This is a genomic window from Streptococcus mitis (genome assembly GCF_905187495.1).
Lineage (GTDB): Bacteria > Bacillota > Bacilli > Lactobacillales > Streptococcaceae > Streptococcus > Streptococcus mitis_CU.
Genome location: NZ_CAJJIB010000151.1, coordinates 45,359 through 70,890 on the forward strand (window position 1 = coordinate 45,359; position 25,532 = coordinate 70,890).

Annotated in this window: 30 protein-coding genes and 1 pseudogene; 24 read left to right on the forward strand and 7 right to left on the reverse strand. The window is 38.5% G+C overall.

The window, feature by feature from the left end; genetic code table 11:
• Positions 1-23: 23 nt before the first annotated feature.
• Positions 24-206, reverse strand: coding sequence for a 4-oxalocrotonate tautomerase (locus JQ843_RS06420; RefSeq protein ID WP_001117401.1), 183 nt, complete (start codon positions 204-206; stop codon positions 24-26).
• A 123-nt stretch (positions 207-329) separates the two neighbouring features.
• Between JQ843_RS06420 and JQ843_RS06425 the strand changes: the two genes are divergently transcribed.
• The 13 genes from JQ843_RS06425 (at position 330) to msr(D) (ending at position 13,111) form a co-directional block, all read left to right on the forward strand.
• The gene (locus JQ843_RS06425; protein WP_203213190.1) at positions 330-920 is read left to right on the forward strand and encodes a thymidine kinase; all 591 of its coding nucleotides are present in this window, start codon (positions 330-332) and stop codon (positions 918-920) included.
• Complete coding sequence (gene prfA / locus JQ843_RS06430) at positions 917-1,996, forward strand: peptide chain release factor 1 (protein ID WP_203213191.1); 1,080 nt, start codon at positions 917-919, stop codon at positions 1,994-1,996. The genes JQ843_RS06425 and prfA overlap by 4 nt, the downstream gene beginning before the upstream one ends.
• Positions 1,996-2,832 carry a peptide chain release factor N(5)-glutamine methyltransferase gene (gene prmC / locus JQ843_RS06435; RefSeq protein ID WP_203213192.1) on the forward strand — a complete coding sequence of 279 codons (837 nt, stop codon included), beginning with the start codon at positions 1,996-1,998 and terminating at the stop codon, positions 2,830-2,832. Before prfA ends, prmC begins: the two co-directional genes overlap by 1 nt.
• Positions 2,816-3,418 carry an L-threonylcarbamoyladenylate synthase gene (locus JQ843_RS06440; RefSeq protein ID WP_203213193.1) on the forward strand — a complete coding sequence of 201 codons (603 nt, stop codon included), beginning with the start codon at positions 2,816-2,818 and terminating at the stop codon, positions 3,416-3,418. The genes prmC and JQ843_RS06440 overlap by 17 nt, the downstream gene beginning before the upstream one ends.
• Position 3,419: 1 nt before the next feature.
• Positions 3,420-3,851: a GNAT family N-acetyltransferase gene (locus JQ843_RS06445; protein WP_203213194.1), complete on the forward strand. Its 432-nt coding sequence runs from the start codon at positions 3,420-3,422 to the stop codon at positions 3,849-3,851.
• A gap of 59 nt (positions 3,852-3,910) precedes the next feature.
• Positions 3,911-5,167, forward strand: a complete 1,257-nt coding sequence (gene glyA / locus JQ843_RS06450) for a serine hydroxymethyltransferase (RefSeq protein ID WP_203213195.1) — start codon at positions 3,911-3,913, stop codon at positions 5,165-5,167.
• A 7-nt stretch (positions 5,168-5,174) separates the two neighbouring features.
• Positions 5,175-6,149 (forward strand): nucleoid-associated protein, encoded by a 975-nt coding sequence (locus JQ843_RS06455; protein WP_192855459.1) that lies wholly within the window; start codon positions 5,175-5,177, stop codon positions 6,147-6,149.
• A complete protein-coding gene (pmp23, locus tag JQ843_RS06460) occupies positions 6,149-6,763 on the forward strand; it encodes a cell wall hydrolase Pmp23 (RefSeq protein WP_084929659.1) in 615 nt (204 codons plus the stop codon). Before JQ843_RS06455 ends, pmp23 begins: the two co-directional genes overlap by 1 nt.
• A 73-nt stretch (positions 6,764-6,836) precedes the next feature.
• A complete protein-coding gene (locus JQ843_RS06465) occupies positions 6,837-7,811 on the forward strand; it encodes a DUF1002 domain-containing protein (protein ID WP_203213196.1) in 975 nt (324 codons plus the stop codon).
• Positions 7,812-7,884: 73 nt separating this feature from the next.
• Complete coding sequence (gene rlmD, locus JQ843_RS06470; RefSeq protein ID WP_203213197.1) at positions 7,885-9,240, forward strand: 23S rRNA (uracil(1939)-C(5))-methyltransferase RlmD; 1,356 nt, start codon at positions 7,885-7,887, stop codon at positions 9,238-9,240.
• Positions 9,241-9,754: 514 nt separating this feature from the next.
• Positions 9,755-9,925, forward strand: coding sequence for a hypothetical protein (locus JQ843_RS06475; protein ID WP_000873143.1), 171 nt, complete (start codon positions 9,755-9,757; stop codon positions 9,923-9,925).
• A 385-nt stretch (positions 9,926-10,310) separates the two neighbouring features.
• Positions 10,311-11,528 (forward strand): macrolide efflux MFS transporter Mef(A), encoded by a 1,218-nt coding sequence (mef(A), locus tag JQ843_RS06480; protein ID WP_000417519.1) that lies wholly within the window; start codon positions 10,311-10,313, stop codon positions 11,526-11,528.
• Positions 11,529-11,647: 119 nt separating this feature from the next.
• On the forward strand, positions 11,648-13,111 hold the full coding sequence (msr(D), locus tag JQ843_RS06485; protein WP_000420313.1) for an ABC-F type ribosomal protection protein Msr(D): 1,464 nt from the start codon (positions 11,648-11,650) through the stop codon (positions 13,109-13,111).
• A 117-nt stretch (positions 13,112-13,228) separates the two neighbouring features.
• On the opposite strand, the gene JQ843_RS06490 is transcribed toward msr(D), so the two are convergent.
• From JQ843_RS06490 to JQ843_RS06500, 3 genes and pseudogenes are all read right to left on the reverse strand, one after another.
• Complete coding sequence (locus tag JQ843_RS06490; protein ID WP_001072467.1) at positions 13,229-13,528, reverse strand: DUF5960 family protein; 300 nt, start codon at positions 13,526-13,528, stop codon at positions 13,229-13,231.
• On the reverse strand, positions 13,515-13,883 hold the full coding sequence (locus JQ843_RS06495; protein ID WP_000567198.1) for a hypothetical protein: 369 nt from the start codon (positions 13,881-13,883) through the stop codon (positions 13,515-13,517). Before JQ843_RS06495 ends, JQ843_RS06490 begins: the two co-directional genes overlap by 14 nt.
• Positions 13,880-14,059 (reverse strand): annotated as a pseudogene (locus JQ843_RS06500) (Y-family DNA polymerase); the annotation flags it as partial. The gene JQ843_RS06495 and the pseudogene JQ843_RS06500, both read right to left, overlap by 4 nt.
• Positions 14,060-14,144: 85 nt before the next feature.
• Between JQ843_RS06500 and JQ843_RS06505 the strand changes: the two are divergent.
• The 11 genes from JQ843_RS06505 to JQ843_RS06560 all read left to right on the forward strand — a co-directional run bounded on the left by JQ843_RS06505 (position 14,145) and on the right by JQ843_RS06560 (position 23,524).
• Complete coding sequence (locus JQ843_RS06505) at positions 14,145-14,477, forward strand: hypothetical protein (protein WP_419991706.1); 333 nt, start codon at positions 14,145-14,147, stop codon at positions 14,475-14,477.
• Between the two features lie 134 nt (positions 14,478-14,611).
• A complete protein-coding gene (locus JQ843_RS06510; protein ID WP_001270697.1) occupies positions 14,612-15,499 on the forward strand; it encodes a nucleotidyltransferase domain-containing protein in 888 nt (295 codons plus the stop codon).
• Between the two features lie 5 nt (positions 15,500-15,504).
• A complete protein-coding gene (locus JQ843_RS06515; protein WP_001005371.1) occupies positions 15,505-16,089 on the forward strand; it encodes a Cap15 family cyclic dinucleotide receptor domain-containing protein in 585 nt (194 codons plus the stop codon).
• A 333-nt stretch (positions 16,090-16,422) separates the two neighbouring features.
• A complete protein-coding gene (locus JQ843_RS06525; RefSeq protein ID WP_001219736.1) occupies positions 16,423-17,040 on the forward strand; it encodes an RpiB/LacA/LacB family sugar-phosphate isomerase in 618 nt (205 codons plus the stop codon).
• Positions 17,041-17,243: 203 nt separating this feature from the next.
• Positions 17,244-18,047: an alpha/beta hydrolase gene (locus JQ843_RS06530; protein WP_000668474.1), complete on the forward strand. Its 804-nt coding sequence runs from the start codon at positions 17,244-17,246 to the stop codon at positions 18,045-18,047.
• A gap of 14 nt (positions 18,048-18,061) precedes the next feature.
• Complete coding sequence (locus JQ843_RS06535) at positions 18,062-18,916, forward strand: ADP-ribosylglycohydrolase family protein (RefSeq protein WP_203213198.1); 855 nt, start codon at positions 18,062-18,064, stop codon at positions 18,914-18,916.
• A gap of 111 nt (positions 18,917-19,027) precedes the next feature.
• Complete coding sequence (locus JQ843_RS06540; RefSeq protein WP_203213199.1) at positions 19,028-19,909, forward strand: diacylglycerol/lipid kinase family protein; 882 nt, start codon at positions 19,028-19,030, stop codon at positions 19,907-19,909.
• A gap of 63 nt (positions 19,910-19,972) precedes the next feature.
• Positions 19,973-20,464, forward strand: a complete 492-nt coding sequence (locus JQ843_RS06545; protein ID WP_203213200.1) for a phosphoribosylanthranilate isomerase — start codon at positions 19,973-19,975, stop codon at positions 20,462-20,464.
• Positions 20,465-20,640: 176 nt separating this feature from the next.
• Positions 20,641-22,383 carry a glycoside hydrolase family 13 protein gene (locus JQ843_RS06550; protein WP_203213201.1) on the forward strand — a complete coding sequence of 581 codons (1,743 nt, stop codon included), beginning with the start codon at positions 20,641-20,643 and terminating at the stop codon, positions 22,381-22,383.
• Between the two features lie 109 nt (positions 22,384-22,492).
• Positions 22,493-22,804, forward strand: coding sequence for a hypothetical protein (locus JQ843_RS06555; RefSeq protein WP_203213202.1), 312 nt, complete (start codon positions 22,493-22,495; stop codon positions 22,802-22,804).
• Between the two features lie 3 nt (positions 22,805-22,807).
• On the forward strand, positions 22,808-23,524 hold the full coding sequence (locus tag JQ843_RS06560) for an alpha/beta fold hydrolase (RefSeq protein WP_203213203.1): 717 nt from the start codon (positions 22,808-22,810) through the stop codon (positions 23,522-23,524).
• A 140-nt stretch (positions 23,525-23,664) separates the two neighbouring features.
• On the opposite strand, the gene JQ843_RS06565 is transcribed toward JQ843_RS06560, so the two are convergent.
• Genes JQ843_RS06565 through JQ843_RS09965 form a run of 3 tightly spaced genes read right to left on the reverse strand, consistent with a single transcriptional unit; the run spans position 23,665 to position 25,514 of the window.
• A complete protein-coding gene (locus JQ843_RS06565; protein ID WP_203213204.1) occupies positions 23,665-24,480 on the reverse strand; it encodes a TIGR03943 family putative permease subunit in 816 nt (271 codons plus the stop codon).
• Positions 24,477-25,382: a permease gene (locus JQ843_RS06570; RefSeq protein WP_203213205.1), complete on the reverse strand. Its 906-nt coding sequence runs from the start codon at positions 25,380-25,382 to the stop codon at positions 24,477-24,479. Before JQ843_RS06570 ends, JQ843_RS06565 begins: the two co-directional genes overlap by 4 nt.
• Positions 25,383-25,514, reverse strand: a complete 132-nt coding sequence (locus JQ843_RS09965) for an SPJ_0845 family protein (protein WP_004234728.1) — start codon at positions 25,512-25,514, stop codon at positions 25,383-25,385.
• Positions 25,515-25,532 lie beyond the last annotated feature (18 nt).

Sequence of the window (25,532 nt, forward strand, 5' to 3'; positions counted from 1 at the left end):
TAAGCAATTCTGCTTAAGCTAGTTTATTTGGTGCGCATTTCTCCTTGTGGGAAGTAAGTTCCTTCTGGCATGTCGTTGATGATGACATGGACAGCAGATTGAGGTGCTCCAGTGTTACGGACAACCGCTTCCGTTACTTCCTTAGCAAGAGCTTTCTTTTGCTCGAGCGTGCGTCCTTCAAATAAATCGATGCGTACAAATGGCATAATAGCTTCCTCCACTAGTTTTTGATTTCTTCTATTTTACCACATTTTGCCGTTTAAAGCTTAAGAAAATTATGATATACTAGAATGTAGCAAAAATTTAGAAATGGACGTGAAGCAAGAAACATGGCACAGTTGTATTATCGTTATGGGACCATGAACTCTGGTAAGACGATTGAGATTCTCAAGGTAGCCTATAACTATGAGGAGCAAGGAAAAGGTGTTGTGATTATGACCTCGGCTCTGGATACGCGTGACGGTGTTGGCTATGTGTCGAGTAGGATTGGCATGAAACGCCCTGCCATTGCTATTGAGGAAACTACCGATATCTTCGGCTATATCCGAGACCTACCAGAAACACCTTACTGTGTGTTGGTTGATGAAGCCCAGTTTCTCAAGCGTCACCATGTTTACGATCTAGCTCGTGTTGTTGATGAGTTAGACATACCTGTCATGGCTTTTGGCTTGAAAAATGACTTTCGCAATGAACTGTTCGAAGGTTCCAAGTATCTCTTGCTCTTAGCAGACAAGATTGACGAAATCAAGACCATCTGTCAGTATTGTAAGAAAAAGGCGACCATGGTTTTGCGAACACAGGATGGACTGCCCGTTTACGATGGAGAACAGATCCAGATTGGTGGTAATGAAACCTATATCTCGGTTTGCCGTAAACATTATTTTGCCCCTGAAATCAATAAGGAGAATGAAGAAAAATGAACATCTATGATCAACTACAAGCTGTAGAAGACCGTTATGAAGAATTAGGAGAGTTGCTCAGTGACCCAGATGTGGTTTCGGACACCAAGCGTTTCATGGAGCTCTCAAAAGAAGAGGCTTCAAGCCGTGATACAGTGATGGCTTACCGAGAATACAAACAAGTCCTTCAAAACATCGTTGACGCTGAAGAGATGATTAAGGAATCAGGTGGAGACGCTGACTTGGAAGAAATGGCTAAGCAAGAATTGAAAGATGCCAAGGCTGAAAAAGAAGAATACGAAGAAAAACTCAAAATATTACTCCTTCCAAAAGATCCAAACGATGACAAGAATATCATCCTTGAAATCCGTGGAGCAGCTGGTGGAGATGAAGCAGCACTTTTTGCTGGGGATTTGCTAACCATGTACCAAAAGTATGCGGAAGCCCAAGGTTGGCGCTTTGAAGTTATGGAAGCCTCTATGAATGGTGTCGGAGGTTTCAAAGAAGTAGTTGCTATGGTTTCAGGTCAGTCTGTTTACTCTAAGCTTAAGTACGAATCAGGTGCCCACCGTGTGCAACGTGTTCCTGTGACAGAAAGCCAAGGCCGTGTTCATACTTCGACAGCAACAGTTCTTGTCATGCCTGAAGTCGAAGAAGTAGAATACGATATTGATCCAAAAGACCTTCGTGTCGACATCTATCACGCCTCTGGTGCTGGGGGACAGAACGTCAATAAGGTTGCGACAGCAGTTCGTATCGTTCACTTGCCAACCAATATCAAGGTTGAGATGCAGGAAGAACGTACCCAGCAGAAGAACCGTGAGAAGGCCATGAAAATCATCCGTGCGCGTGTTGCTGACCACTTTGCACAAATTGCTCAGGATGAACAAGACGCTGAGCGTAAGTCTACTATCGGTACTGGTGACCGTTCAGAACGGATTCGTACTTACAATTTCCCACAAAATCGTGTCACAGATCACCGTATCGGCTTGACCCTCCAAAAACTAGATACCATTTTGTCTGGTAAATTGGATGAAGTTGTGGATGCCTTGGTTCTTTATGACCAAACGCAAAAATTAGAAGAATTAAACAAATAATGAAATTAGCTCAATTATTTTCAGATTTTGAAGAAGAATTGATAAGACAAGGAGAGGAAGCAGAAAGCCTCTCTTTTGTCTATCGTAGCCTGAAAAATCTATCTTTTACGGACTTTGTTTTTGCCCTCCAGCAGGAAGTGACTGAAGAGGAAGAAGTATTTGTAAAAGAAATTTTCCAACAGTTAGCAACTCATAAACCGGCACAGTACATCATTGGACAGGCAGATTTTTATGGAATGCAGTTAAAAGTTGATGAGCGAGTATTGATCCCTCGTCCAGAAACAGAGGAGTTGGTGGAGCTTATCCTGGCTGAAAATCCTGAGACGAATTTTTCAGTTCTGGATATCGGAACAGGTAGTGGAGCCATTGCCCTTGCATTAGCAAAAAACAGATCAGCTTGGTCGGTGACGGCAGCAGATATTTCCCAAGAGGCTCTTAACCTTGCGTCCGAGAATGCTAAAAATCAAAAACTTAATATATTTTTCAAAAAATCTGATTGTTTTGCAGAAATTTCTGAAAAATATGATATAATTGTATCCAATCCACCCTATATCTCTCGTGAAGATGAGTCAGAGGTTGGCTTGAATGTCTTGCATTCGGAACCTCATCTAGCTCTTTTTGCAGACGAGGATGGCCTAGCTATTTACCGTAGAATTGCGGAAGATGCAACAGACTATCTCAAAGATGGTGGTAAGATTTACCTTGAAATTGGATACAAGCAAGGTCAAAGTGTTCCTGATCTTTTTAGGAAAAATCTTCCTGAAAAAAGAGTACGAACACTCAAGGACCAATTTGGTCAAGATAGGATGGTCGTGATTGATGATGGACAGGATTAGACAAGAGTTGGAAAAGGGTGGGGCGGTTGTTTTACCTACGGAGACAGTTTACGGTCTCTTTGCCAAGGCTCTAGACGAAAAAGCAGTTGATCATGTATACCAGCTCAAACGTCGCCCTAGAGATAAGGCACTAAATCTCAATATCGCCTCTCTAGAGGACATCTTGAACTTTTCTAAGAATCAGCCATCTTATCTGCAAAAACTTGTAGAGACCTTTTTGCCAGGTCCCTTGACCCTTATTCTTGAAGCAAATGACAGAGTTCCCTATTGGGTCAATTCTGGTCTTGCAACTGTTGGATTTCGGATGCCGAGTCATCCCATTACCCTTGATTTGATTCGAGAGACAGGTCCCTTGATTGGGCCGTCTGCCAATATTTCAGGTCAGGCAAGTGGAGTGACCTTTAACCAAATTCTAGAGGATTTTGACCAAGAGGTTCTGGGTCTGGAAGACGATGCTTTTCTAACTGGACAGGATTCGACTATTTTGGATTTGTCTGGAGACAAGGTGAAAATCTTACGCCAAGGGGCGATTAAGCGAGAAGATATTCTTGCTCGGTTGCCAGAGATTTCTTTTGAGGAGGAATGAGATGTTAAGAGACTTAAGAGAAACTGATGTGAAAGCTATATGTGACATTAACCAAGATGCTTTGGGTTATTCTTTTAGTCCAGAGGAAACGGCTAGTCAATTAGCTAGACTATCTCAGGATTCCCATCATTTCCTTCTTGGCTATGAGGATGCAGCTAGTCATGTCTTACTTGGATATGTCCACGCTGAGGTCTATGAATCACTTTATTCTAAAGCAGGATTTAATATTTTAGCTTTAGCAGTTTCACCTCAAGCACAAGGGCAAGGTATTGGTAAAAGCTTATTACAAGGGTTGGAAGAAGAAGCAAAAAGACGTGGTTGTGGGTTTATCCGCTTAAACTCTGCCGATCATCGTCTGGGTGCTCATGCATTTTATGAAAAAGTCGGTTATACTTGTGATAAAGTGCAGAAACGATTTATTCGCATCTTTTAGTTTATTTTCTTATTGTAAAACAAACTAAAGGACCAGTCACACTATAAAGGAGAAGACCTATGATTTTTGACAAAGACGATTTTAAAGCATATGATGCTGATCTCTGGAATGCCATTGCCAAAGAAGAAGAACGCCAACAAAACAACATTGAGTTGATTGCTTCGGAAAACGTAGTTTCCAAGGCTGTTATGGCAGCTCAAGGGTCTATCTTGACGAATAAATACGCCGAAGGCTACCCAGGCCGCCGTTATTATGGTGGAACTGATGTGGTAGACGTAGTAGAAAGTCTAGCTATTGGACGTGCAAAAGAAATTTTCGGTGCAAAATTTGCCAATGTCCAACCACACTCAGGAAGCCAAGCCAACTGTGCGGCTTACATGGCCTTGATTGAGCCTGGCGATACGGTTATGGGAATGGATTTGGCAGCAGGTGGGCACTTGACCCACGGGGCTCCTGTCAGCTTCTCAGGTCAAACCTACAACTTTGTTTCTTATAGTGTGGATCCTGAAACAGAACTCTTGGACTTTGATGCTATCTTGAAACAAGCCCAAGAAGTAAAACCAAAACTGATTGTAGCTGGTGCGTCAGCCTATTCTCAAATTATCGATTTTTCAAAATTCCGTGAAATTGCAGATGCCGTTGGGGCTAAACTTATGGTAGATATGGCTCATATCGCTGGTTTGGTTGCTGCTGGTCTTCACCCAAGCCCAGTGCCATACGCTCATATCACGACAACAACGACCCACAAAACCCTTCGTGGCCCTCGTGGTGGTTTGATTTTGACCAATGATGAAGACTTAGCTAAGAAAATCAATTCAGCTATTTTCCCTGGTATTCAGGGCGGCCCTTTGGAGCATGTTGTGGCAGCTAAAGCTGTTTCTTTCAAAGAAGTCTTAGATCCAGCCTTCAAGGAATATGCTGCTAATGTTATCAAGAACAGCAAGGCTATGGCAGATGTCTTCTTGCAAGACCCTGATTTTCGTATCATTTCTGGAGGAACTGAAAACCATCTCTTCCTAGTTGATGTAACCAAAGTTGTAGAAAATGGAAAAGTTGCTCAAAACTTGCTGGATGAAGTTAATATTACCCTAAATAAAAACTCAATCCCTTACGAAAGCTTGTCACCATTCAAGACAAGTGGTATTCGTATCGGATCTGCAGCCATTACTGCACGTGGATTTGGTGAAGAAGAAAGTCGCAAAGTGGCTGAGCTCATCATTAAAACCCTTAAGAATGCAGAAAATGAAGCTGTCTTAGAAGAAGTGAGAAGTGAAGTCAAAGCGTTGACAGATGCCTTCCCGTTATACGAGGACTAAAATTTTTATGGACATTTATATTAAGAAAGCTATTATCCATCAGTTCAGTCCGGATGATACCGAGCTGTTCTTAGCGGATAAGTTTCTCAATATCACTCCAAAAATCGAAGAATACCTGCGTAAAAAAATTGAACGTGTGTATTCAGATGAAGCTAAGACTGGGATTTTCGAAGAAGAAAATCCCTTCTTCAATCACATCACAGACGATTTGTTGGAGACATCAGTAACACTGGCTAATCTCTGGAAAGAGGAGTTCAGCATTTCCGAAAATCTCAAGACCAATGACTTGATTTTTGTGCAATTTTCTAAAGAAGGTGTAGAACATTTTGCTTTCTTACGAATTGCCCTGCGGGAGACCTTGACCCACCTTGGAGGAGAGGTTGATAATCCAATCAAGCTGACTCAGAATAACCTGCCTGGATTTGGAACAGGGGCTGATGAGGCCTTGGTGGTTAATCTTCAAAGTCGTAAGTACCATCTGATTGAAAAACGAATCAAGTACAACGGGGCTTTCGTGAACTATTTTTCAGAGAATCTCCTAGCTGTCGCCCCTAAGATTTCACCTAAGAAATCTATCAAGGAACTAGAAAAAACGGCTCAGAGAATTGCTGAGACTTTTAACACAGATGATTTTCAATTTCAATCTAAGGTCAAATCAGCGATTTTCAACAATCTTGAAGAAAGCAATGAATTATCACCTGAGAAACTGGCTAATGACCTTTTTGACAACAATCTGACGGCTCGTTTGAGCTTTATTGACCAAGTCAAAGAAGCCGTACCAGAGCCAGTTCAGTTTGATGAAATTGATGCCAGTCGCCAATTAAAGAAATTTGAAAACCAAAAACTCTCCTTGTCAAATGGAATTGAGCTCATTGTTCCCAATAATGTCTATCAAGATGCTGAGTCTGTTGAGTTTATCCAAAATGACAATGGAACCTACTCTATCTTAATCAAAAATATCGAGGATATTCAAAGTAAATAATGTTTAAACGAATTCGAAGAGTGCTTGTACTAGCAGTCTTCCTTTTTGCTGGTTATAAAGCTTACCGCGTTCACCAAGATGTCAAGCAGGTCATGACCTATCAACCCATGGTTCGCGAAATCTTGAGTGAAAAAGACACCCCAGCAAACGAAGAGCTTGTGCTCGCTATGATTTATACCGAAACAAAAGGAAAAGAAGGCGATGTCATGCAGTCCAGTGAGTCTGCAAGTGGTTCAACCAATACCATCAATGATAATGCGTCTAGCATTCGGCAAGGTGTGCAAACTTTGACCGACAATCTCTATCTAGCCCAGAAGAAGGACGTTGATGTCTGGACGGCTGTGCAAGCCTATAATTTTGGACCTGCCTATATCGATTTTATTGCCCAAAATGGCAAAGAAAATACTCTAGCACTAGCCAAACAGTACTCCCGTGATACAGTTGCTCCCTTGCTGGGTAATGCCACTGGAAAAACTTATAGTTATATTCACCCCATTTCTATTTTTCATGGTGCTGAACTTTACGTAAATGGGGGGAACTATTACTATTCTAGACAGGTACAACTCAACCTTTACATCATCAAATGTTTCACTCTCTTTTCAACATCTGGCTAGTCCAGGTGTTTTTGTTATAAGTTTTCTTTAAGATAGATATATTACTCTAGAAAGGTAAAGGAGGGAATTCCCTATGAGAAAGAAACTCTTTCTGACCAGTGCTGCGGTTTTGTGGGCAGTAACAGCTATGAATAGCGTCCATGCAGCAACAGATGTTCAAAAAGTTATCGATGAAACCTACGTCCAACCCGAATATGTCCTAGGTTCTTCATTGTCTGAAGACCAAAAAAATCAAACCCTTAAAAAACTAGGCTACAATGCCTCAACAGACACCAAAGAACTCAAGACCATGACACCTGATGTCTATTCTAAGATTATGAATGTGGCTAATGACTCTAGTTTACAGTTGTATTCATCAGCCAAGATTCAAAAACTAGGTGACAAGTCGCCACTTGAGGTCAAGATTGAAACACCAGAAAACATCACTAAGGTGACTCAGGATATGTACCGAAATGCAGCCGTAACTTTGGGTGTGGAACACGCCAAAATCACTGTAGCAGCCCCCATTCCAGTTACAGGAGAAAGTGCTTTAGCAGGGATTTATTATTCGCTAGAGGCTAATGGAGCCAAGGTACCGCAAGCCAATAAAGATTTGGCTCAAGAAGAGTTGAAGGCTTTGTCAGATATTAATGCTGAAAACAAGGACAAAACTGGCTATGATGCTAATAAATTAAACGTTGCCCTAGCCGATATCAAGTCAGGACTCGCCAAAGCTAAAGAAAGCAAGGGAAATCTGACAGAGGAAGATGTTCGTAAAATTGTTGAAGATACCTTGAAAAATTACAAACTTGATCAGGTTATAACAGGAAACCAGATCAATATCATCATCAATTTTGCTTTGAATCTCTCAAAGAGTGATATCCTCAGCAATACAGACTTCACTAAAACCTTGAATGACCTGAAACAAAGTATTGTTTCACAAGCTGGCGACAGTTTTAAAAATATTAACCTTAACTTTGATGCGGATAAGGCGCTAGAGGACGGCGGCAATTTCCTAAGCTCCCTCTGGCAAGCCATTGTCAACTTCTTCAAGAGTTTTGGTTCTTAAGAAATTTCATGGTATAATAGATGGTAACCGTAACGTTGCCGTCTTTTTTGTCGGCCAATAGAAAGAGAAGAGAATGTTAAAGAAAAATGATATTGTAGAAGTTGAAATTGTTGACTTGACCCATGAAGGGGCAGGAGTTGCCAAGGTGGATGGTTTGGTCTTTTTTGTAGAGAATGCTTTACCGAGTGAAAAAATCCTTATGCGTGTCCTCAAGGTCAATAAAAAGATTGGTTTTGGGAAAGTGGAAGAATACCTTGTCCAATCACCACACCGTAATCAAGATCTAGATTTGGCTTACCTCCGTTCAGGAATCGCTGATTTAGGACATCTTGCCTATCCAGAACAGCTCACATTTAAAACCAAGCAAGTCAAGGACAGTCTTTACAAGATTGCTGGAATTGCAGATGTAGAGGTTGCTGAAACACTTGGTATGGAAAATCCAATCAAGTACCGCAACAAAGCACAGGTCCCTGTACGTAGAGTGAATGGTATCTTGGAAACAGGATTTTTCCGTAAGAATTCCCACGACCTCATGCCACTGGAAGATTTCTTCATCCAAGATCCTGTGATTGACGAGGTAGTAGTAGTCCTACGCGACTTGCTCCGCCGTTATGATTTGAAACCTTATGATGAAAAGGAACAAGCTGGCTTGATTCGTAATCTTGTGGTGCGTCGCGGACACTACTCAGGACAAATTATGGTGATTTTGGTAACAACTCGTCCTAAAGTTTTTCGTGTGGAGCAATTAATTGAACAACTAATCAAGCAGTTCCCAGAGATTGTGTCTGTTATGCAAAATATTAATGACCAGAACACTAATGCGATTTTTGGTAAGGAATGGCGTACGCTTTATGGTCAAGACTATATTACCGACCAAATGTTGGGAAATGACTACCAAATCGCTGGTCCCGCTTTTTACCAAGTCAATACTGAAATGGCTGAGAAACTCTATCAGATAGCCATTGACTTTGCTGAATTAAAAGAAGATGATGTGGTTATTGATGCCTATTCTGGTATCGGGACGATTGGTCTTTCTGTTGCGAAACATGTCAAAGAAGTTTATGGTGTTGAAGTAATTCCAGAAGCGGTTGAGAATAGCAAAAAGAATGCTCAGCTGAACAATATTTCAAACGCCCACTATGTCTGCGACACAGCTGAAAATGCTATGAACAATTGGCTCAAGGAAGGTATTCAACCAAGTGTTATATTAGTGGACCCACCACGCAAGGGCTTGACCGAAAGTTTTATCAAAGCTAGTACCCAAACAGGAGCAGACCGTATTGCCTATATCTCCTGCAATGTCGCAACCATGGCGCGTGATATCAAACTCTACCAAGAATTGGGATACGATTTGAAGAAAGTCCAGCCGGTGGATCTTTTTCCACAAACGCACCATGTTGAGGCGGTAAGTTTGCTAGTCAAGGAGTAAAACGACGAAGATTAGCATTTACTTCCGCCCATGCGATAGCTGTCCGTGATTGACAAGTGCTAGCACGCAGACAGAACGGAGATAGCGAACCGCTGAGTGTGTCGCTCTGCTCGTAAAAGCTTAGAAACCTTTGAACGAAAGGGATAATGAAAGCCTTGATTGCAAGGCTTTTTGCTTTATGGTGGGTAAGTATCAGAGTGAGAAAATTTTTGGAATGAGTAGAAGTGATAGCTAGAAATTATCAGTTTCTATTTCCATTTACCCTGTGGGTACGTGTTTGTTTCCATTGACAAGGAGTTTGTGGGAATAGAAATGTACCCACCTTGTTTGAATCAAGTGAAGTGTAGTTGAAGGAAATCTGTTGAAAGCAATACTTCATTTTACCGAATAAGTAATAATTTAGGCAACTTCAAATCGATTAAAAAAAACTATTTTAAAGGTTAAGAGTAGACAAAAATTGTCCACTCTTTTTTGCAAACTCAATTTATCAATAAATGAAATGAGGGAATGTAAAATGAAATATTTTGAGGTTGAGTTAGAAAATCCTGATGAATTTTTAAAACTACAAACAGAAGATTTTGTGAAAGCTAATCGCTTGCTACTAAGGAAGATAATCCAGAGCGTTACAGTCTATGAAGAAAACTTCGTCATATCCTTTAAATCTGGCATCGAATTGGAAGTATGAGTCTCATTCCATAACTTTTATATTGAACATATCATCTTGTTGTGTTATACTATAAATTGATATAAACAAAGATGTAGGAGGAACCGAAACTATGACAGCCTCAATGCGTTTAAGATAAGCTGGCAATAAAAAAAGCAGAATCTATACCCGATGATAGGCTTTTTTGTTGTGCTTATTTATACGATATTGAGCATTCATTAGTTACGGTGAGGATATTGGTTATTTAACTATACCTTTATTTAACTATGTCTTTAATATGAATGTTTCCAAATTGTATGTATGCAGACCAAAAGCCACATTGTGGGGTTTGGCCTGCATTTTTTATTGCCTAGAATGCTATTCAAAATAGAAATTCAAGCAAAATAATATGCAGGAGATAATATAAATGGAAAAATACAACAATTGGAAACGAAAATTTTATGCAATATGGGCAGGGCAAGCAGTATCATTAATCACTAGTGCCATCCTGCAAATGGCGATTATTTTTTACCTTACAGAAAAAACAGGATCTGCGATGGTCTTGTCTATGGCTTCATTAGTAGGTTTTTTACCCTATGCGATTTTGGGACCTGCCATTGGTGTGCTAGTGGATCGTCATGATAGGAAGAAGATAATGATTGGTGCCGATTTAATTATCGCAGCAGCTGGTGCAGTGCTTGCTATTGTTGCATTCTGTATGGAGCTACCTGTCTGGATGATTATGATAGTATTGTTTATCCGTAGCATTGGAACAGCTTTTCATACCCCAGCACTCAATGCGGTTACACCACTTTTAGTACCAGAAGAACAGCTAACGAAATGCGCAGGCTATAGTCAGTCTTTGCAGTCTATAAGCTATATTGTTAGTCCGGCAGTTGCAGCACTCTTATACTCCGTTTGGGATTTAAATGCTATTATTGCCATCGACGTATTGGGTGCTGTGATTGCATCTATTACGGTAGCAATTGTACGTATACCTAAGCTGGGTAATCAAGTGCAAAGTTTAGAACCAAATTTCATAAGGGAGATGAAAGAAGGAGTTGTGGTTCTGAGACAAAACAAAGGATTGTTTGCCTTATTACTCTTAGGAACACTATATACTTTTGTTTATATGCCAATCAATGCACTATTTCCTTTAATAAGCATGGAACACTTTAATGGAACGCCTGTGCATATTTCTATTACGGAAATTTCCTTTGCATTTGGGATGCTAGCAGGAGGCTTATTATTAGGAAGATTAGGGGGCTTCGAAAAGCATGTATTACTAATAACAAGTTCATTTTTTATAATGGGGACCAGTTTAGCCGTTTCGGGAATACTTCCTCCAAATGGATTTGTAATATTCGTAGTTTGCTGTGCAATAATGGGGCTTTCGGTGCCATTTTATAGCGGTGTGCAAACAGCTCTTTTTCAGGAGAAAATTAAGCCTGAATATTTAGGACGTGTATTTTCTTTGATCGGAAGTATCATGTCACTTGCTATGCCAATTGGGTTAATTCTTTCTGGATTCTTTGCTGATAAAATCGGTGTAAATCATTGGTTTTTACTATCAGGTATTTTAATTATTGGCATTGCTATAGTTTGCCAAATGATAACTGAGGTTAGAAAATTAGATTTAAAATAAACAATATTGGAGGAATATTTATGTATCTTATTTTCATGTAACTCTTCCTGCTAAAATCGCAGGGTTTTCCCTGCATACAAGCAAATGAAAGCATGCGATTATAGACAGGAGGAAATGTTATGGAATTAATATTAAAAGCAAAAGACATTCGTGTGGAATTCAAAGGACGCGATGTTTTAGATATAAATGAATTAGAAGTATATGATTATGACCGTATTGGTTTAGTAGGAGCAAATGGTGCTGGAAAAAGCACTTTACTCAGGGTACTTTTAGGAGAATTAACTCCCCCAGGATGTAAAATGAATCGTCTGGGTGAACTTGCCTATATTCCCCAGTTGGACGAAGTAACTCTGCAGGAGGAAAAAGATTTTGCACTTGTAGGCAAGCTAGGTGTTGAGCAATTAAATATACAGACTATGAGCGGTGGTGAAGAAACAAGGCTTAAAATAGCACAGGCCTTATCGGCACAGGTTCATGGTATTTTAGCGGATGAACCTACGAGCCATTTAGACCGTGAAGGAATTGATTTTCTAATAGGACAGCTAAAATATTTTACAGGTGCACTGTTAGTTATTAGCCATGACCGCTATTTTCTTGATGAAATAGTAGATAAAATATGGGAACTGAAAGATGGCAAAATCACTGAGTATTGGGGAAACTATTCTGATTATCTTCGTCAGAAAGAGGAAGAACGTAAGAGCCAAGCTGCAGAATACGAACAATTTATTGCGGAACGTGCCCGATTGGAAAGGGCTGCGGAGGAAAAGCGAAAACAGGCTCGTAAAATAGAACAGAAGGCAAAAGGTTCTTCAAAGAAAAAAAGTACTGAAGACGGAGGGCGTTTAGCTCATCAAAAATCAATAGGAAGTAAGGAAAAAAAGATGTATAATGCTGCTAAAACCCTAGAGCACAGGATTGCGGCCTTAGGAAAAGTAGAAGCTCCGGAAGGCATTCGCAGAATTCGTTTCAGGCAAAGTAAAGCATTGGAGCTCCATAATCCATACCCTATAGTCGGTGCAGAAATTAATAAAGTATTTGGGGATAAGGCTCTGTTTGAAAATGCATCTTTTCAAATTCCGTTAGGAGCAAAAGTGGCGTTAACTGGTGGTAATGGAATCGGAAAAACAACTTTAATCCAAATGATCTTAAACCATGAAGAAGGAATTTCTATTTCGCCTAAGGCAAAAATAGGTTACTTTGCACAGAATGGTTACAAGTACAACAGTAATCAGAATGTTATGGAGTTTATGCAGAAGGATTGTGACTACAATATATCAGAAATTCGTTCAGTGCTAGCATCTATGGGGTTCAAACAGAACGATATTGGAAAAAGTTTATCTGTTTTAAGCGGTGGAGAAATTATAAAATTGTTGCTTGCTAAAATGCTCATGGGTAGATATAACATCCTAATAATGGATGAACCCAGTAACTTCCTTGACATACCAAGTTTAGAGGCTTTGGAAATACTAATGAAGGAGTACACCGGAACTATCGTGTTTATCACCCACGATAAACGATTACTCGAAAATGTAGCAGATGTAGTTTATGAAATTAGAGATAAGAAAATAAATCTGAAACATTAAATTTAAGGTAGTCGCTGGTCAGTATAGTCTGTTCTGGTTGGCGACTCCATTGTTAAAGAGTATAAAGACTTTAGATTTTATGAATATTAAAAATAGGAACAGTCAATTGAACTGCTCCTATTTTTCTGCTAAATATATTGTAGTTTTCTTATATGTATAATGATAGATTAGCGGATTCTCATCTACGGTACTTACTTCAAATATGAAGAAGTGATCGCGGTTATCTCTGGACTTTTCCTTATTGAGGACAAAGTAATTCTTACGTGAAGTCGCCATTGTTTTTAGGATATCATCAGTTAGGAAGGTCAATGGAATATTCATGTTAGAGTAGCGGTAGAAGTCACGTTCAAAATCTTGGTAGCTCTCGCTATAATAGTCCATTTGTAGGTGATTACGCTGAAACTCAAGCTGATTCATAGAGCACCTCCTCGACAAGTTCAATACTAATAATGTCTTTTAATTTCAAATTGATGTGACCTGTTGTAGTTTTTATCAAAATGAAATCCTTATTCAGACTTGGTATTGTTCCAGTGTGGGAAACACGCTTGTTTTTTTCAATCACTTGAATGCGTGTGTGTAGCTGCCCAGCGTATACTTGACTGAGGAGTAATAATTTCTTCTCCATTGACAAATCTGACATGTACGTTACTTTGTTTGTATCATCAGAGAGTGCTGATGTATGCTCAGATAGGAAAAAGCCCATCCATTTTTGCATCTTTGTATCCTGGTACTCTCTTGCTGACTGAAATGGTAAGGATGAACGGTCAATCATTTTAATCCCTCCAATCCACCAGCGGAATGACCGCCAATAAGTTTACTGCGTTCAATATTTTAGGAACCTTCAGTTAGGACGGTTCCTTTTTGTATGGCTAAAAAGCCAAACTGTTCTCTGACAACATCAATAGCTGTCTGAAGTCTATTTTCTTTTTCAATTTCTTCTACATCATGCAAAATGAGGACAACCCTTTTACTACCAAGGTGTTCTGTGCAGAATGCGGTTCAGCTTTTGGACGTAAGAACTGGACGACCAGTCGTGGCAAACGTAAAGTTTGGCAGTTATAAGGTAAAGGGACAGATTGGTTGTCAGAATAACCATATCGATGAGGGAACACTAGAGAAAGCTGTAATGATGGCAGTTAAACTACTGAGTGAGAATATGGATTTGTTGCATGGAAAGTGGAATAAGATCTTGGAAGAAAACCAGTTATTAGAAAAGCATTACAGTGTGTTACTGGCTGAATTGATAAATAAGGAGTGTTGGGAATATGATTCCTTTGAGATGTGTCAGGTACTAGATAGTATTTTGATTTCGGAGGATGGACAGATAACCGTTAGATTTTTGGAAGGAACAGAAGTTGATTTATAAGGCTGTAGGCATAGTATAGTTCACTATGTTTGCAGCCTTTTTTCTTGTTTAGTGGTATAATTATATGTAGGATTTTTTTAATATCGGTTACTTTTTATGAATTAACCAAAAAACTAAAATGGAGTTGTTTTATAATGAGATATTCTGAAGAAGCATTACAATCATGGATTAAGCCGTTATCTGCCACTGAAGAAACACGGGTTGAAAATACTATTGGAATGATTAAAGATGCAATAGAAAGGAGTGGGCTCTCTTCAAAGTATGAATATGAAATTTTTGCCCAAGGTTCTTATGCAAATAATACGAATGTAAAGAAAAATAGCGACATTGATATCTGTATCATGGTGAAATCTTTATTTTATTGTGAGTATGTAGATGGGTTATCGGACCTAGACTATAATTACTCTAGTAGCAGCACCAATGCTAATGTATTTAAAAACGAAGTGATTAAAGCGTTAATTTCAAAATTTGGTGCAGAATCAGTTTCTATTGGCAATAAGTGTATCAATATTAATTCTAACTCATATCACGTAAATGCAGATGTAGTCCCATGTTTTCAATATCGAAATTATAGATATATTGGTAGCAGGTCATCTGAAAAATTTGTTGAAGGCATCAAATTTTTTACCTCAAACGGAAATTATGAAGTAATTAATTATCCTAAAGTTCATATACAAAATGGTATCTCTAAGAATAAATCTACTCACTATAAATATAAATATTTAGTTAGGATTATGAAGCATATTAAGAACGAGATGCAGGAGCTAGGATTGACAAACGAACGCATTTCTTCATATTTGATAGAATGTTTGGTCTGGAATATACCTGAACAGATGTTTTTCAATAGTAATAGCTACACAGGGTTGTTACAGCAAGCGTTATATTACATAGTGTCTCAAGTGAATTTAAATTGGGTTGAAGTAAGTGGAATGTATTACCTTTTTCGTTCAGAGCAGAAATGGAATTTACAGGATACAAAAACTTTTTTAGTTAGAATGATTGAATTTTTGGATTATAAATAAAACTTATGAATGAACAGCAGAAAAAATTTTTGAATATTACAATATGGGTTTTTGCAATTTGCTTGTTATTAAGATTGTTAATAAGTGGCCAAGAGATTGCAGTGAATCTTAAATCTGATATTTTGGCATTGGTATATTCAGCCATTGGGTATATTGGTGAAGCTATATCAGTTACAGCAATTATTATGGCTATTTTTGAAAAAACAGCATGGCGGTGGCCATTACTATCTAAGATTCATAATGTTCCAATTTTATTTGCGAATTATGTAGGTAGTTTCAAGACGGACTATGATCAGAATGAAAGAAATTGTGAACTTACTATTGAACAGTCATTTACGACTATTAAAGTTAAGTTTAAAACGGGTGAAAGTTCGAGCCATAGCATTACAGCATCAATTATCAATGATAATGGAACACAAAAATTAATTTATACATATTTAAATAGCCCAAGGGCTGAATTGCAAAGTCCTATACATTATGGGACGGTAATTCTTGATATTGATAATCCAAATCAACTAGAAGGAAATTATTATACTAATCGAGGAACCAAAGGTTCAATGAGTTTTGAGATAAACAACCCTTCTCGCTAGTTGGATTTGTAAAGATTTAAATAAAGAAAGAAGAACTAACTATCGGAAACTTGGCATAGATGTAACAATACTGTATATTAACGAAGCCGTAAATACTCGCATTAGTTACGTTTAATAGTTTAATACGGATATTCAGCAGCTTTGATTTCGTTTCACAGTATAGGTAGTAACCGTCAAGACATGTGGAGGCGGTAGTTTTGATGTCAAAAGTTGCAACCAGTGAATAAATGAAGTGTAGAAAATAAAGGCTTGTTCAATTCAATATATAATGAATTACCGGCACCCAAACCAAAGAAAAAGAAATAATTAAATTAGAAGTTGAAGGGGGGAAGAATGAGAATCGGAGTTATTCAAGCAAGTTCGCAAGCGACCAAAAATCAAATAATCTATGATGCTGTATTAAAGTATGCTCCAAAGAAATCTGAGGTTATAAATTTTGGCTGTACGATGGAAGAAAATGAAAAATACTCGTATATAGAAATTTCTATTCTTATAGGTATCTTGTTGGCAAGTAGGACAGTTGATTTCGTTGTTACGGGCTGTTCTTCCGGACAAGGAATGATGCTTGCTTGTAATAGTATGCCTGATGTCATTTGCGGATATGCACCTACACCGAATGATGCCTATTTATTTGCTCAGATTAATAATGGAAATGCGATATCATTACCATTAGGTGAAAATTATACATGGTCAGGTACTGAAAATCTTGAAAGAACAATAGAAGCTCTTTTCTCGGAGCCATTTGGACAAGGATACCCCAAAAGTGAGGCAGAGAGAAAGGTAAGAGATGCTGAGAAACTTAAAGAAATAAGAAGAATCGGGCAGGTTCAGTTTGAAGAATTCGCAAATGTACTAGATATATCATTGTTTGAATCAATCAAGAGGAAACAGAATGTAATTCAGAATGTAAAGGCGTATGGGAAGAAAGAAATAGCTGATTTAATGAAATGAGTAAATCACAGTTTGTCGGGGTAATACCTTTTAACGATAACCTTATGCTATCGTCAAAAGGTTTATAGACATGTTCCCACATACATGTTCACTTGGCATACATAGTGTTCACTCGTTTTATGTCGAGTGTGTGGTACTGCTTTTAAGAGCTGATTGAACAAGGAAAATTAGCTAGTGAAAGTCCTACAGTAAGGAGTTTAAACATGAAATTCCATGAATTTGGTAATAAGAATTTGCCTCCTATTTTACTGATACATGGTGGTGGCAGTTCTTGGTGGAATTATCTTCGTCAAGCACGAATCCTGTCAGAAGAATACCGTATTATTCTACCCACTTTGAATGGCCACGGAGAGGAATATCAACTTGATTATGTTTCTACTGAAGATTCTGCTTTGGAGATTCTAGACTATATCAAAGCAAACTGTGGTGGGAAATTGTTTGCAATCGGTGGTGTTTCACTTGGTGGTCAAATTGCCATGGAGCTTTTATCTTTAGATAGTGAAATTGCTGAGAAGGCCATCATAGACGGAAGCCTCTGTATTCCTCAACCAAGGTTAGCTAAAATCAGCATCTTTCTAGTGTCTCTATTTGGTAAATTGATGTTCAATAAATTCTCTTGCAAACTTCAGTTAAGCATGATGAACAAACTCTATCCTAAACTGGCTTATCCAGAGGAAATAAAAGCTTATTATTTGGAGGATCTGCCAAGGACGCCTATTAAAACATTGGTGACCATTTACAAAACCTATATGGGGCATTACAAGCTGAAAGATATGATTTCTGCTAGCAAGGCTCAGGTTCTGTATATCTATGGTGAAAAAGAATTGAACTGTGTGAAAGAATCAGCGAAATTATTTCATCAGCTACATTCAAATACAATTTTGCATGAAGCAAAGGGTTATAATCACGGTTATTTATCATCTTACCTACATCAGGAGTGGATTGATTTAGTTGAGCCATTTTTAAAGAGCAATCCATTGGGGATATGTAATGAATCTTATATGTAACAAGGAGGAATCTTATGCTAGGAGCAATTATCGGAGATATTATCGGTTCTGTTTACGAATGGAACAATATCAAAACGAAGGACTTTCCTTTATTTCGGAAGGATTGCTTTTTTACAGATGACACGGTTATGACCTGTGCTGTTGCAGAGGCGATTATGAATGGGGGACAAAAAGACGACTTCATTGATGCTATGAAGAAATATGGTAGAATGTATCCTGATGCTGATTATGGTACTCGGTTTAATGCATGGCTAAACAGCGATAACCGTGAGCCTTATAATAGCTTTGGGAATGGTTCGGCTATGCGTGTTTCTCCATGCGCTTGGTCCATGGACTGTAGTTTTTATGCTAGAACCGGAATGTGGCCATCATCTAGAGGTCTTGCGAGTCTTTCTGCAGAGGTAACTCATAATCATCCGGAAGGTATCAAAGGTGCTATGGCTACAGCTGATGCTATCTTTCTATGTCGTTTTTACTTTGGTGGTTATTGTAGAGAATACGAGCAACCAATTAAGGACAATCCTATGGAGTGTAAAAGACGAATTAAGGATTATATAGAGAAGTCATACGGCTACAATCTATCTCAAACTTTAGATGAAATTCGTCCTAACTATCGTTTTAACGAAACATGTCAGGAAACTGTCCCTCAAGCCATTATTGCCTTTCTTGAAAGTAAAGACTTTGAAGATGCGATAAGAAATGCCATCTCACTTGGTGGCGACAGTGATACTCTGGCTGCAATCACTGGAAGCATAGCCGAGGCGGCATATGGTATTCCTGACTGGATAAAGAATAAGGCCTTTTCTTACTTGGATGAATCCTTAAAGGATGTAGTTATGCGATGGGAGAATAGAATAAAAGTGTATTAATCTCCAGTACGTGAGATTTCTCTTTTCTGTAATTTCATTGTATAATGGGAGTACATTTACTTGCATACGACGAAATGTAACCATTTCTAACGAATATTAAGGAGAAAATTAATGAAAAAAGCAATGGTAATTATTAACCCTACATCTGGTGGGGAAAAGGCTTTGGATTACAAAGAAAAACTGGAGAATAAGGCAAAAGAATACTTTGAGCACGTGGAAACCAAAATTACCGAAAAAGCGCTGGATGCAACACATTTTGCTGAAGAAGCTTCTCGTGAGCAGTACGATGCAGTGGTTGTGTTTGGTGGAGATGGGACTGTCAACGAAGTCATTTCGGGTATTGCTGAGAGAGACTACATTCCTAAGTTGGGTATTATCCCAGGCGGTACGGGTAACCTCATTACGAAACTGTTGGAAATCAATCAAGACATCGATGGCGCTATTGAGGAACTCGATTTTAACTTAACCAACAAGATTGATATCGGTAAAGCAAATGACAATTATTTTGGTTATATCTTTAGTATTGGTTCTCTTCCTGAGGCGATTCATAATGTTGAAATTGAGGACAAGACAAAATTTGGTATTTTAGCCTATGCTGTAAATACCATGAAGTCTGTCATGACAGATCAGGTCTTTAATATTAAGGTTGAGACAGAAAATGGAAATTATGTTGGTGAAGCTAGCCATGTGTTGGTTCTCTTGACAAATTACTTTGCTGATAAAAAAATCTTTGAAGAAAACAAAGACGGTTATGCCAATATTTTGATTCTGAAAGATGCTTCTATATTCTCCAAATTATCCGTCATTCCTGATTTACTAAAAGGAGATGTTGTCGCAAATGATAATATCGAGTATATCAAAGCTCGTAATATTAAAATTTCTTCTGATAGTGAATTAGAGTCGGATGTTGATGGCGATAAATCAGATAACCTACCTGTAGAAATCAAAGTCCTAGCTCAGCGAGTAGAAGTATTTTCAAAACCGAAAGAGTAGAAGGTAAAAATTAGTTTATTATTCACAACGAAATTAAGTCCTATATCAACGATTGGAGGAGGAATGAATTCTCTATTTGATGAATTTCGAACAATTTGTTCTCATTTAAACCAAGTCGGAATCACTCCGACGCTCATGGGGTCTTTGGGGTTTGAATACCGATCAAATAAAGAATGGGGGCCGTCTGACATTGACATTCATGTGCCTGGTGACCCTAGAGGTTGGGAAGCACCCGATCATCTCAGAATTTATGAGTGGGACAAGATAATGAAAGTGATGAAATATTTAGGCTACGCCTTAATAGATATTCATGAACATGAATTCCAAAAAGATGGTCTGAGTGTTGAATTCGGAAGTATCGATTCTTTACCTGATTTTGCAGGAGTTTCGGAATCGGATATAGAGCTGATTCATCTCGAAAACATCACTTTTCGCGTTCCAAGTTTGGAACAGTTTTTAAATATTTACAAGGCTTCTTCCCAAGATTCCTATCGAAATGATCACAATAACAATAAGGATTTTAAAAAAATAGAGTGGTTGCAAAGATATTTGTAAATCATCATTTGAAAAGTAGCAAGTTGTAAGACTGGCTGCTTTTTTATTTATAGAACCAAACTACTTGAATCTACGGACAAGCCTTGAAAATAAAATACGAAAGTAGTATACTAGAATCACAATTATGAAAACGTTTGCGTCGTAAATTCAACCAAGTAAATCAGGAGATAAATACAGTGGAATTAACAGCCATTTACCACAGACCAGAGTCGGAGTTCGCCTATCTTTATAAGGATAAGAAGATTCATATTCGGATTCGAACTAAGAAGGGGGATATTGAGAGTATCACCTTGCATTATGGTGACCCTTTTATTTTTATGGAGGAGTTTTATCAAGATACAAAGAAAATGGCCAAGATAACTTCTGATGCCATCTTTGATTATTGGCAGGTTGAAGTCTCAGTTGATTTTGCACGTATCCAGTATCTCTTTGAACTCAAGGACACAGAAGCTCAAAGTATTTTGTATGGTGATAAAGGGTGTGTGGAAAATTCTCTAGAAAATCTTCATGCTATTGGAAATGGATTTAAGTTGCCTTTTCTTCATGAAATTGATACCTGCAAGATTCCTGACTGGGTTTCAGATACGGTATGGTATCAGATATTTCCTGAGAGATTTGCCAATGGAAATTCTATATTAAACCCAGAAAAGGCATTAGACTGGGATTCCTCTATCACACCTCAGAGTGATGATTTCTTTGGTGGTGATTTACAGGGGATTATTGACCATCTGGATTACTTGCAAGAATTGGGTATTACTGGACTATATCTTTGTCCAATTTTTGAATCCACGAGCAATCATAAGTACAATACGACGGATTATTTTGAAATTGATCGTCATTTTGGAGACAAGGAGACCTTCCGGGAGCTGGTCGAGCAAGCTCATCAGCGTGGCATGAAAATCATGCTGGATGCGGTATTTAACCATATTGGTTCGCAATCTCCTCAATGGCAAGATGTTGTCGAAAATGGTGAGCAATCTGCTTATAAGGATTGGTTCCATATTCAACAATTCCCAGTGACAACTGAAAAGCTAGTTAATAAGAGAGACTTACCTTATCATGCTTTTGGTTTCGAGGACTATATGCCTAAACTAAATACAGCCAATCCAGAGGTCAAGGACTATCTTTTAAAGGTTGCGACTTATTGGATTGAAGAGTTTGATATCGATGCTTGGCGTTTGGATGTGGCTAATGAGATTGACCATCAGTTCTGGAAGGATTTTCGTAATGCAGTTTTAGCTAAAAAGCCTGATCTTTATATCCTAGGAGAAGTCTGGCATACGTCTCAGCCTTGGTTAAATGGAGATGAGTTCCATGCGGTCATGAATTATCCTTTATCTGATAGTATCAAGGACTATTTCTTACGAGGAATTAAGAAGATTGATCAGTTCATCGATGAAATCAATGGTCAGTCTATGTATTACAAACAGCAGATTTCAGAGGTTATGTTTAATCTCTTGGATTCGCATGATACAGAACGAATCTTGTGGACGGCAAATGAAGATGCTCAACTGGTTAAATCAGCCCTAGCCTTTCTCTTTTTACAAAAGGGAACACCCTGCATTTATTACGGAACCGAGTTAGCTTTAACCGGAGGACCAGACCCAGATTGTCGACGTTGTATGCCTTGGGAACGTGTATCAAGTGACAATGATATGCTGAATTTCATGAAGAAATTGATCCAGATTCGCAAACATGCGTCAGCAACCATTCAGCATGGCAAGTATAGTCTCCAAGAAATCAAAGCTGATGTAGTAGCTTTGCAGTGGAAATATGAAGGGCGAATCCTCAAAGCGATTTTCAACCAATCAAAGGAAGATTATCATTTACAAAAAGAAGCAGTAGCACTAGCAAGCAATTGCCAAGAATTGGAGAATCAGCTTGTGATCTCTCCAAAAGGATTTGTGATTTTTCATTAAAGAGCGACAGGAAAATTGTAGTATAGAGAAGATTTTACAAGCAGACTATTTGTCGTCTTGCTGCAATTGGTATATAATTTAACTTAAAGAAAATAGGAGGACTGACCGAATGGAATTAAAAGATTTTACAGAAAAAGAACAGGAAATGATTAAGAAGGGGCTGACTACGTCTAAGATTAGTGACAAGGAAACTGCTGAGAAGATTCTTGCGCTAGTACCACAAGACTTGATTAAGCGCATTCCGTTTTTCGTCAGAAAACATGCTACGACACGTACTGTAAAACGCATTTCAATTGAACATCCTGAACTCTACGCTGCAGCTCAAACAAGTGGTGAGATTCCAGAAAAAGAACGCGAAGAATTACGTCAGATTATCACGACCATCTTTGAACAAAAAATGAATAAGCATAGTATTAAGTAGAGAATGAAAAAATATTTTATTGGCGGTTTGGGAAGCAATGTCTATCATAGCAAGGATTTTCTTCAAGAGATAGATTCGCAGGTCTGTTTTCTGAATCCCTATGAAAAGCATCTTCTAGATGAAACAGAATTGAAATCATGGTTTAAAAATGAGATTGTAGAGGAAGAATCTATCTGTCTGATAGGTCATTCTCTTGGAGGAGATTTGGCACGTTATCTTGCATCGGAATTTTATGAAGTGACCAAACTGATTCTTTTGGATGGTGGCTATCTAGATTTAGATAAGATTTTACCTTTAGATACAGAGTTAGAGGAAACAAAAAACTATATTGAATCTCAAGTCGTTTCAGACTTAGCTCTTCTTATTTCTAAAGAAAAATCTGAAGCAAAGCATTGGTCAGAAAATATGGAGAAAGCCGTAAGACAGTCATATCACTGGAATTCTAAGTATAATAGATATGAGTTAGCTATAAAATATGAAAATATAGAAGCGATACTCCGCCTACGGAGGAAAATACAAGCTTTTAAGAGAGAAGTGGGAGATACCTTGTTTATCAGTCCTCGCTATCCTAATGAAGCTACATGGAGAGAGGAAGCCCTAAAAGAATTGCCAGACTATTTTGATACTATTCTTTTAGAGAACTTTGGCCATGAGCTTTATACTGAAGCCCCTAGAGAAATCGCTAGTCTAATTAATGAGTGGCTCGCTTATTCTCAATGAGCTACTTGCATTACTTAAAATGTTATAAGATTTAAATCTAAAAATTATTAATACTCAGATAACAAAAAACGAACAGGCTCTTTTTCTGTCATTCAGAAGAGAACTTGTTCGTTTTGTTTTTAATGGATTTAGTTTGCTTTTTAAAACACGCGATAAACATAGGGATTTTCTGGTTTATCGACTTTAGTAAAGCTATCGATTTCCAAGGTTGGGAGATTTTGTTTGAGTTCTTTATGGTAGTGATTGACTAGTTTTCCTTTGGCTGTTATCCAGGTGTTATTCTCATACTGACGGGTATTTCCCTTGGTCAGCAATCCATAGACACCTGAATCCGCGATACAGTGAATAATGCCGAAGCGGAATAGAAATTGGCTATTGGCATGACTGGGGTCGTTATAGACAAAGCCTGTAAACTGGACTGTCTTGCCCTCGAATTCATCTGGATAGTCGTAGATAGCCTCCATGACTTCCATATAGTTTTCATTAGTGATCTGAATACTATCTTGGGACAAGTATTTATCCGCCGCAGTTCGCATTTCCTTTTCATAGGCTGTTTTTGAAAAATAAGAACTGGTATCTGGTTTCAAATATTGGCTTGTCGTCCCTTCACTTGTCTGAATGGCTTGATCCGTGCCTTCTGATAAGGGGAAATGATAGCCTTTGGCAGAAACGGTCTGAGAATCCAAGCTAACAGTTGGAAAAGTTAAGCCGACGATAATAGGAATAGCCAGAAGAGCAATACTCGTCACCTTCGCCAATCGGCTGTTCAGATGACTATGGGTTTTGACTTGCTTCATCCAGATATACAGTTGAACAATTGCCAAAATAAAGGAAAGTACCATGGAAATATAGGCCAGATAGGAATAGTGCATGTTGATGTACTGGTTTAATTTGCCCGACAGATAGAGATAAATGGTCAGTTCAAAATAGCCAGCTAAAACTAAAAATCGAATCATAGGATGACTCCAATCAAGAGAGAATACACTAAGACGACGAGAGTCACAATCGTAATGAAGTGACTGATAAATCGTGCTTTCAAGTAATTTTTCATCATGAGAATATTTTTGATATCCAGCATTGGACCAATGACGAGAAAGGCCAGAACTGGTGCCAAGCCGAAACTTGAGAGAAGAGAAGCACCGATAAAGGCATCCGCCTCACTGCATAGAGAGAGAAGAAAGGCCAAAAGCATCAAGAGCAGGATGGCAAAAAGAGGGGTTGAACTGATAGAGGTCAGAATCCGTGTCGGAACGTAGACCTGTATCACAGAAGCAAAGAGACAGCCAAATACCAAATAACGTCCCGTATCAAAAAATTCATCAATTGCTTGCACAAAGACCTGAAAAACTTTTTTTATAGGACTCAAATGAGAAAAATCGTGCTCATGACAGGCCAAACGATTTTCTTTCTGAATCGGTTCTTGCCAGAAGAATCCTAGAAAAATCCCAAGTATCACAGCTACAACAATGGAACCAAGAGCTCGTAACAGGGCGACATGGAAGGAGTTGCCAAAGGCAGAATAGGTCGCAAAGAGAACAATGGGATTGATAACAGGCGCTGTTACGAGAAAGGGAACAGCCGTGTAACTGGGAACCTTCTTTTCCAGAAAACGATTGATAATGGGGACGATTCCACATTCACAAGAAGGGAAAAGTATCCCGACGAAGGTACCAAAAAAGATTCTCGCCCAACGATTTCGAGGGAGAAAATGATACACCTTATCAGGTGTGATATAAACCTCAATCAACCCTGAGACAATGCTTCCTATAAGCACGAAAGGGAGGGCTTCAATGATAATGGAGAGGAAAATAGCTCCAGTCTGAAGCACACCAGATGGGAGTTGTTGGAAAACTGTCATCTAGTTTTTCTTTTCTGCTTTAGCTTTTTTCTCTTTGTCATCAGGGAAAGTAACTTGTTTCAAATCAGGGAGTTTCGCAAACTCCTCAAACATCTTGTCCAAGTCGTCCGTTTTTGTAAATTTTACAGCCATAGGTGTACCTCGATTCTA

Bases quoted from the DNA above. Each gene is read 5' to 3' on its own strand.
- glyA (WP_203213195.1), top strand. From the start codon at position 3,911: ATGATTTTTGACAAAGACGATTTTAAAGCATATGATGCTGATCTCTGG.
- JQ843_RS06465 (WP_203213196.1), top strand. From the start codon at position 6,837: ATGAGAAAGAAACTCTTTCTGACCAGTGCTGCGGTTTTGTGGGCAGTA.
- JQ843_RS06455 (WP_192855459.1), top strand. From the start codon at position 5,175: ATGGACATTTATATTAAGAAAGCTATTATCCATCAGTTCAGTCCGGAT.
- JQ843_RS09965 (WP_004234728.1), bottom strand. From the start codon at position 25,514: ATGGCTGTAAAATTTACAAAAACGGACGACTTGGACAAGATGTTTGAG.
- prfA (WP_203213191.1), top strand. From the start codon at position 917: ATGAACATCTATGATCAACTACAAGCTGTAGAAGACCGTTATGAAGAA.
- JQ843_RS06490 (WP_001072467.1), bottom strand. From the start codon at position 13,528: ATGAATCAGCTTGAGTTTCAGCGTAATCACCTACAAATGGACTATTAT.
- prmC (WP_203213192.1), top strand. From the start codon at position 1,996: ATGAAATTAGCTCAATTATTTTCAGATTTTGAAGAAGAATTGATAAGA.
- JQ843_RS06495 (WP_000567198.1), bottom strand. From the start codon at position 13,883: ATGATTGACCGTTCATCCTTACCATTTCAGTCAGCAAGAGAGTACCAG.
- pmp23 (WP_084929659.1), top strand. From the start codon at position 6,149: ATGTTTAAACGAATTCGAAGAGTGCTTGTACTAGCAGTCTTCCTTTTT.
- JQ843_RS06515 (WP_001005371.1), top strand. From the start codon at position 15,505: ATGAATGAACAGCAGAAAAAATTTTTGAATATTACAATATGGGTTTTT.
- rlmD (WP_203213197.1), top strand. From the start codon at position 7,885: ATGTTAAAGAAAAATGATATTGTAGAAGTTGAAATTGTTGACTTGACC.
- JQ843_RS06425 (WP_203213190.1), top strand. From the start codon at position 330: ATGGCACAGTTGTATTATCGTTATGGGACCATGAACTCTGGTAAGACG.
- JQ843_RS06510 (WP_001270697.1), top strand. From the start codon at position 14,612: ATGAGATATTCTGAAGAAGCATTACAATCATGGATTAAGCCGTTATCT.
- JQ843_RS06555 (WP_203213202.1), top strand. From the start codon at position 22,493: ATGGAATTAAAAGATTTTACAGAAAAAGAACAGGAAATGATTAAGAAG.
- JQ843_RS06570 (WP_203213205.1), bottom strand. From the start codon at position 25,382: ATGACAGTTTTCCAACAACTCCCATCTGGTGTGCTTCAGACTGGAGCT.
- JQ843_RS06440 (WP_203213193.1), top strand. From the start codon at position 2,816: ATGATGGACAGGATTAGACAAGAGTTGGAAAAGGGTGGGGCGGTTGTT.
- JQ843_RS06475 (WP_000873143.1), top strand. From the start codon at position 9,755: ATGAAATATTTTGAGGTTGAGTTAGAAAATCCTGATGAATTTTTAAAA.
- JQ843_RS06525 (WP_001219736.1), top strand. From the start codon at position 16,423: ATGAGAATCGGAGTTATTCAAGCAAGTTCGCAAGCGACCAAAAATCAA.
- JQ843_RS06565 (WP_203213204.1), bottom strand. From the start codon at position 24,480: ATGATTCGATTTTTAGTTTTAGCTGGCTATTTTGAACTGACCATTTAT.
- JQ843_RS06535 (WP_203213198.1), top strand. From the start codon at position 18,062: ATGCTAGGAGCAATTATCGGAGATATTATCGGTTCTGTTTACGAATGG.
- JQ843_RS06420 (WP_001117401.1), bottom strand. From the start codon at position 206: ATGCCATTTGTACGCATCGATTTATTTGAAGGACGCACGCTCGAGCAA.
- JQ843_RS06540 (WP_203213199.1), top strand. From the start codon at position 19,028: ATGAAAAAAGCAATGGTAATTATTAACCCTACATCTGGTGGGGAAAAG.
- JQ843_RS06560 (WP_203213203.1), top strand. From the start codon at position 22,808: ATGAAAAAATATTTTATTGGCGGTTTGGGAAGCAATGTCTATCATAGC.
- JQ843_RS06445 (WP_203213194.1), top strand. From the start codon at position 3,420: ATGTTAAGAGACTTAAGAGAAACTGATGTGAAAGCTATATGTGACATT.
- JQ843_RS06545 (WP_203213200.1), top strand. From the start codon at position 19,973: ATGAATTCTCTATTTGATGAATTTCGAACAATTTGTTCTCATTTAAAC.
- JQ843_RS06530 (WP_000668474.1), top strand. From the start codon at position 17,244: ATGAAATTCCATGAATTTGGTAATAAGAATTTGCCTCCTATTTTACTG.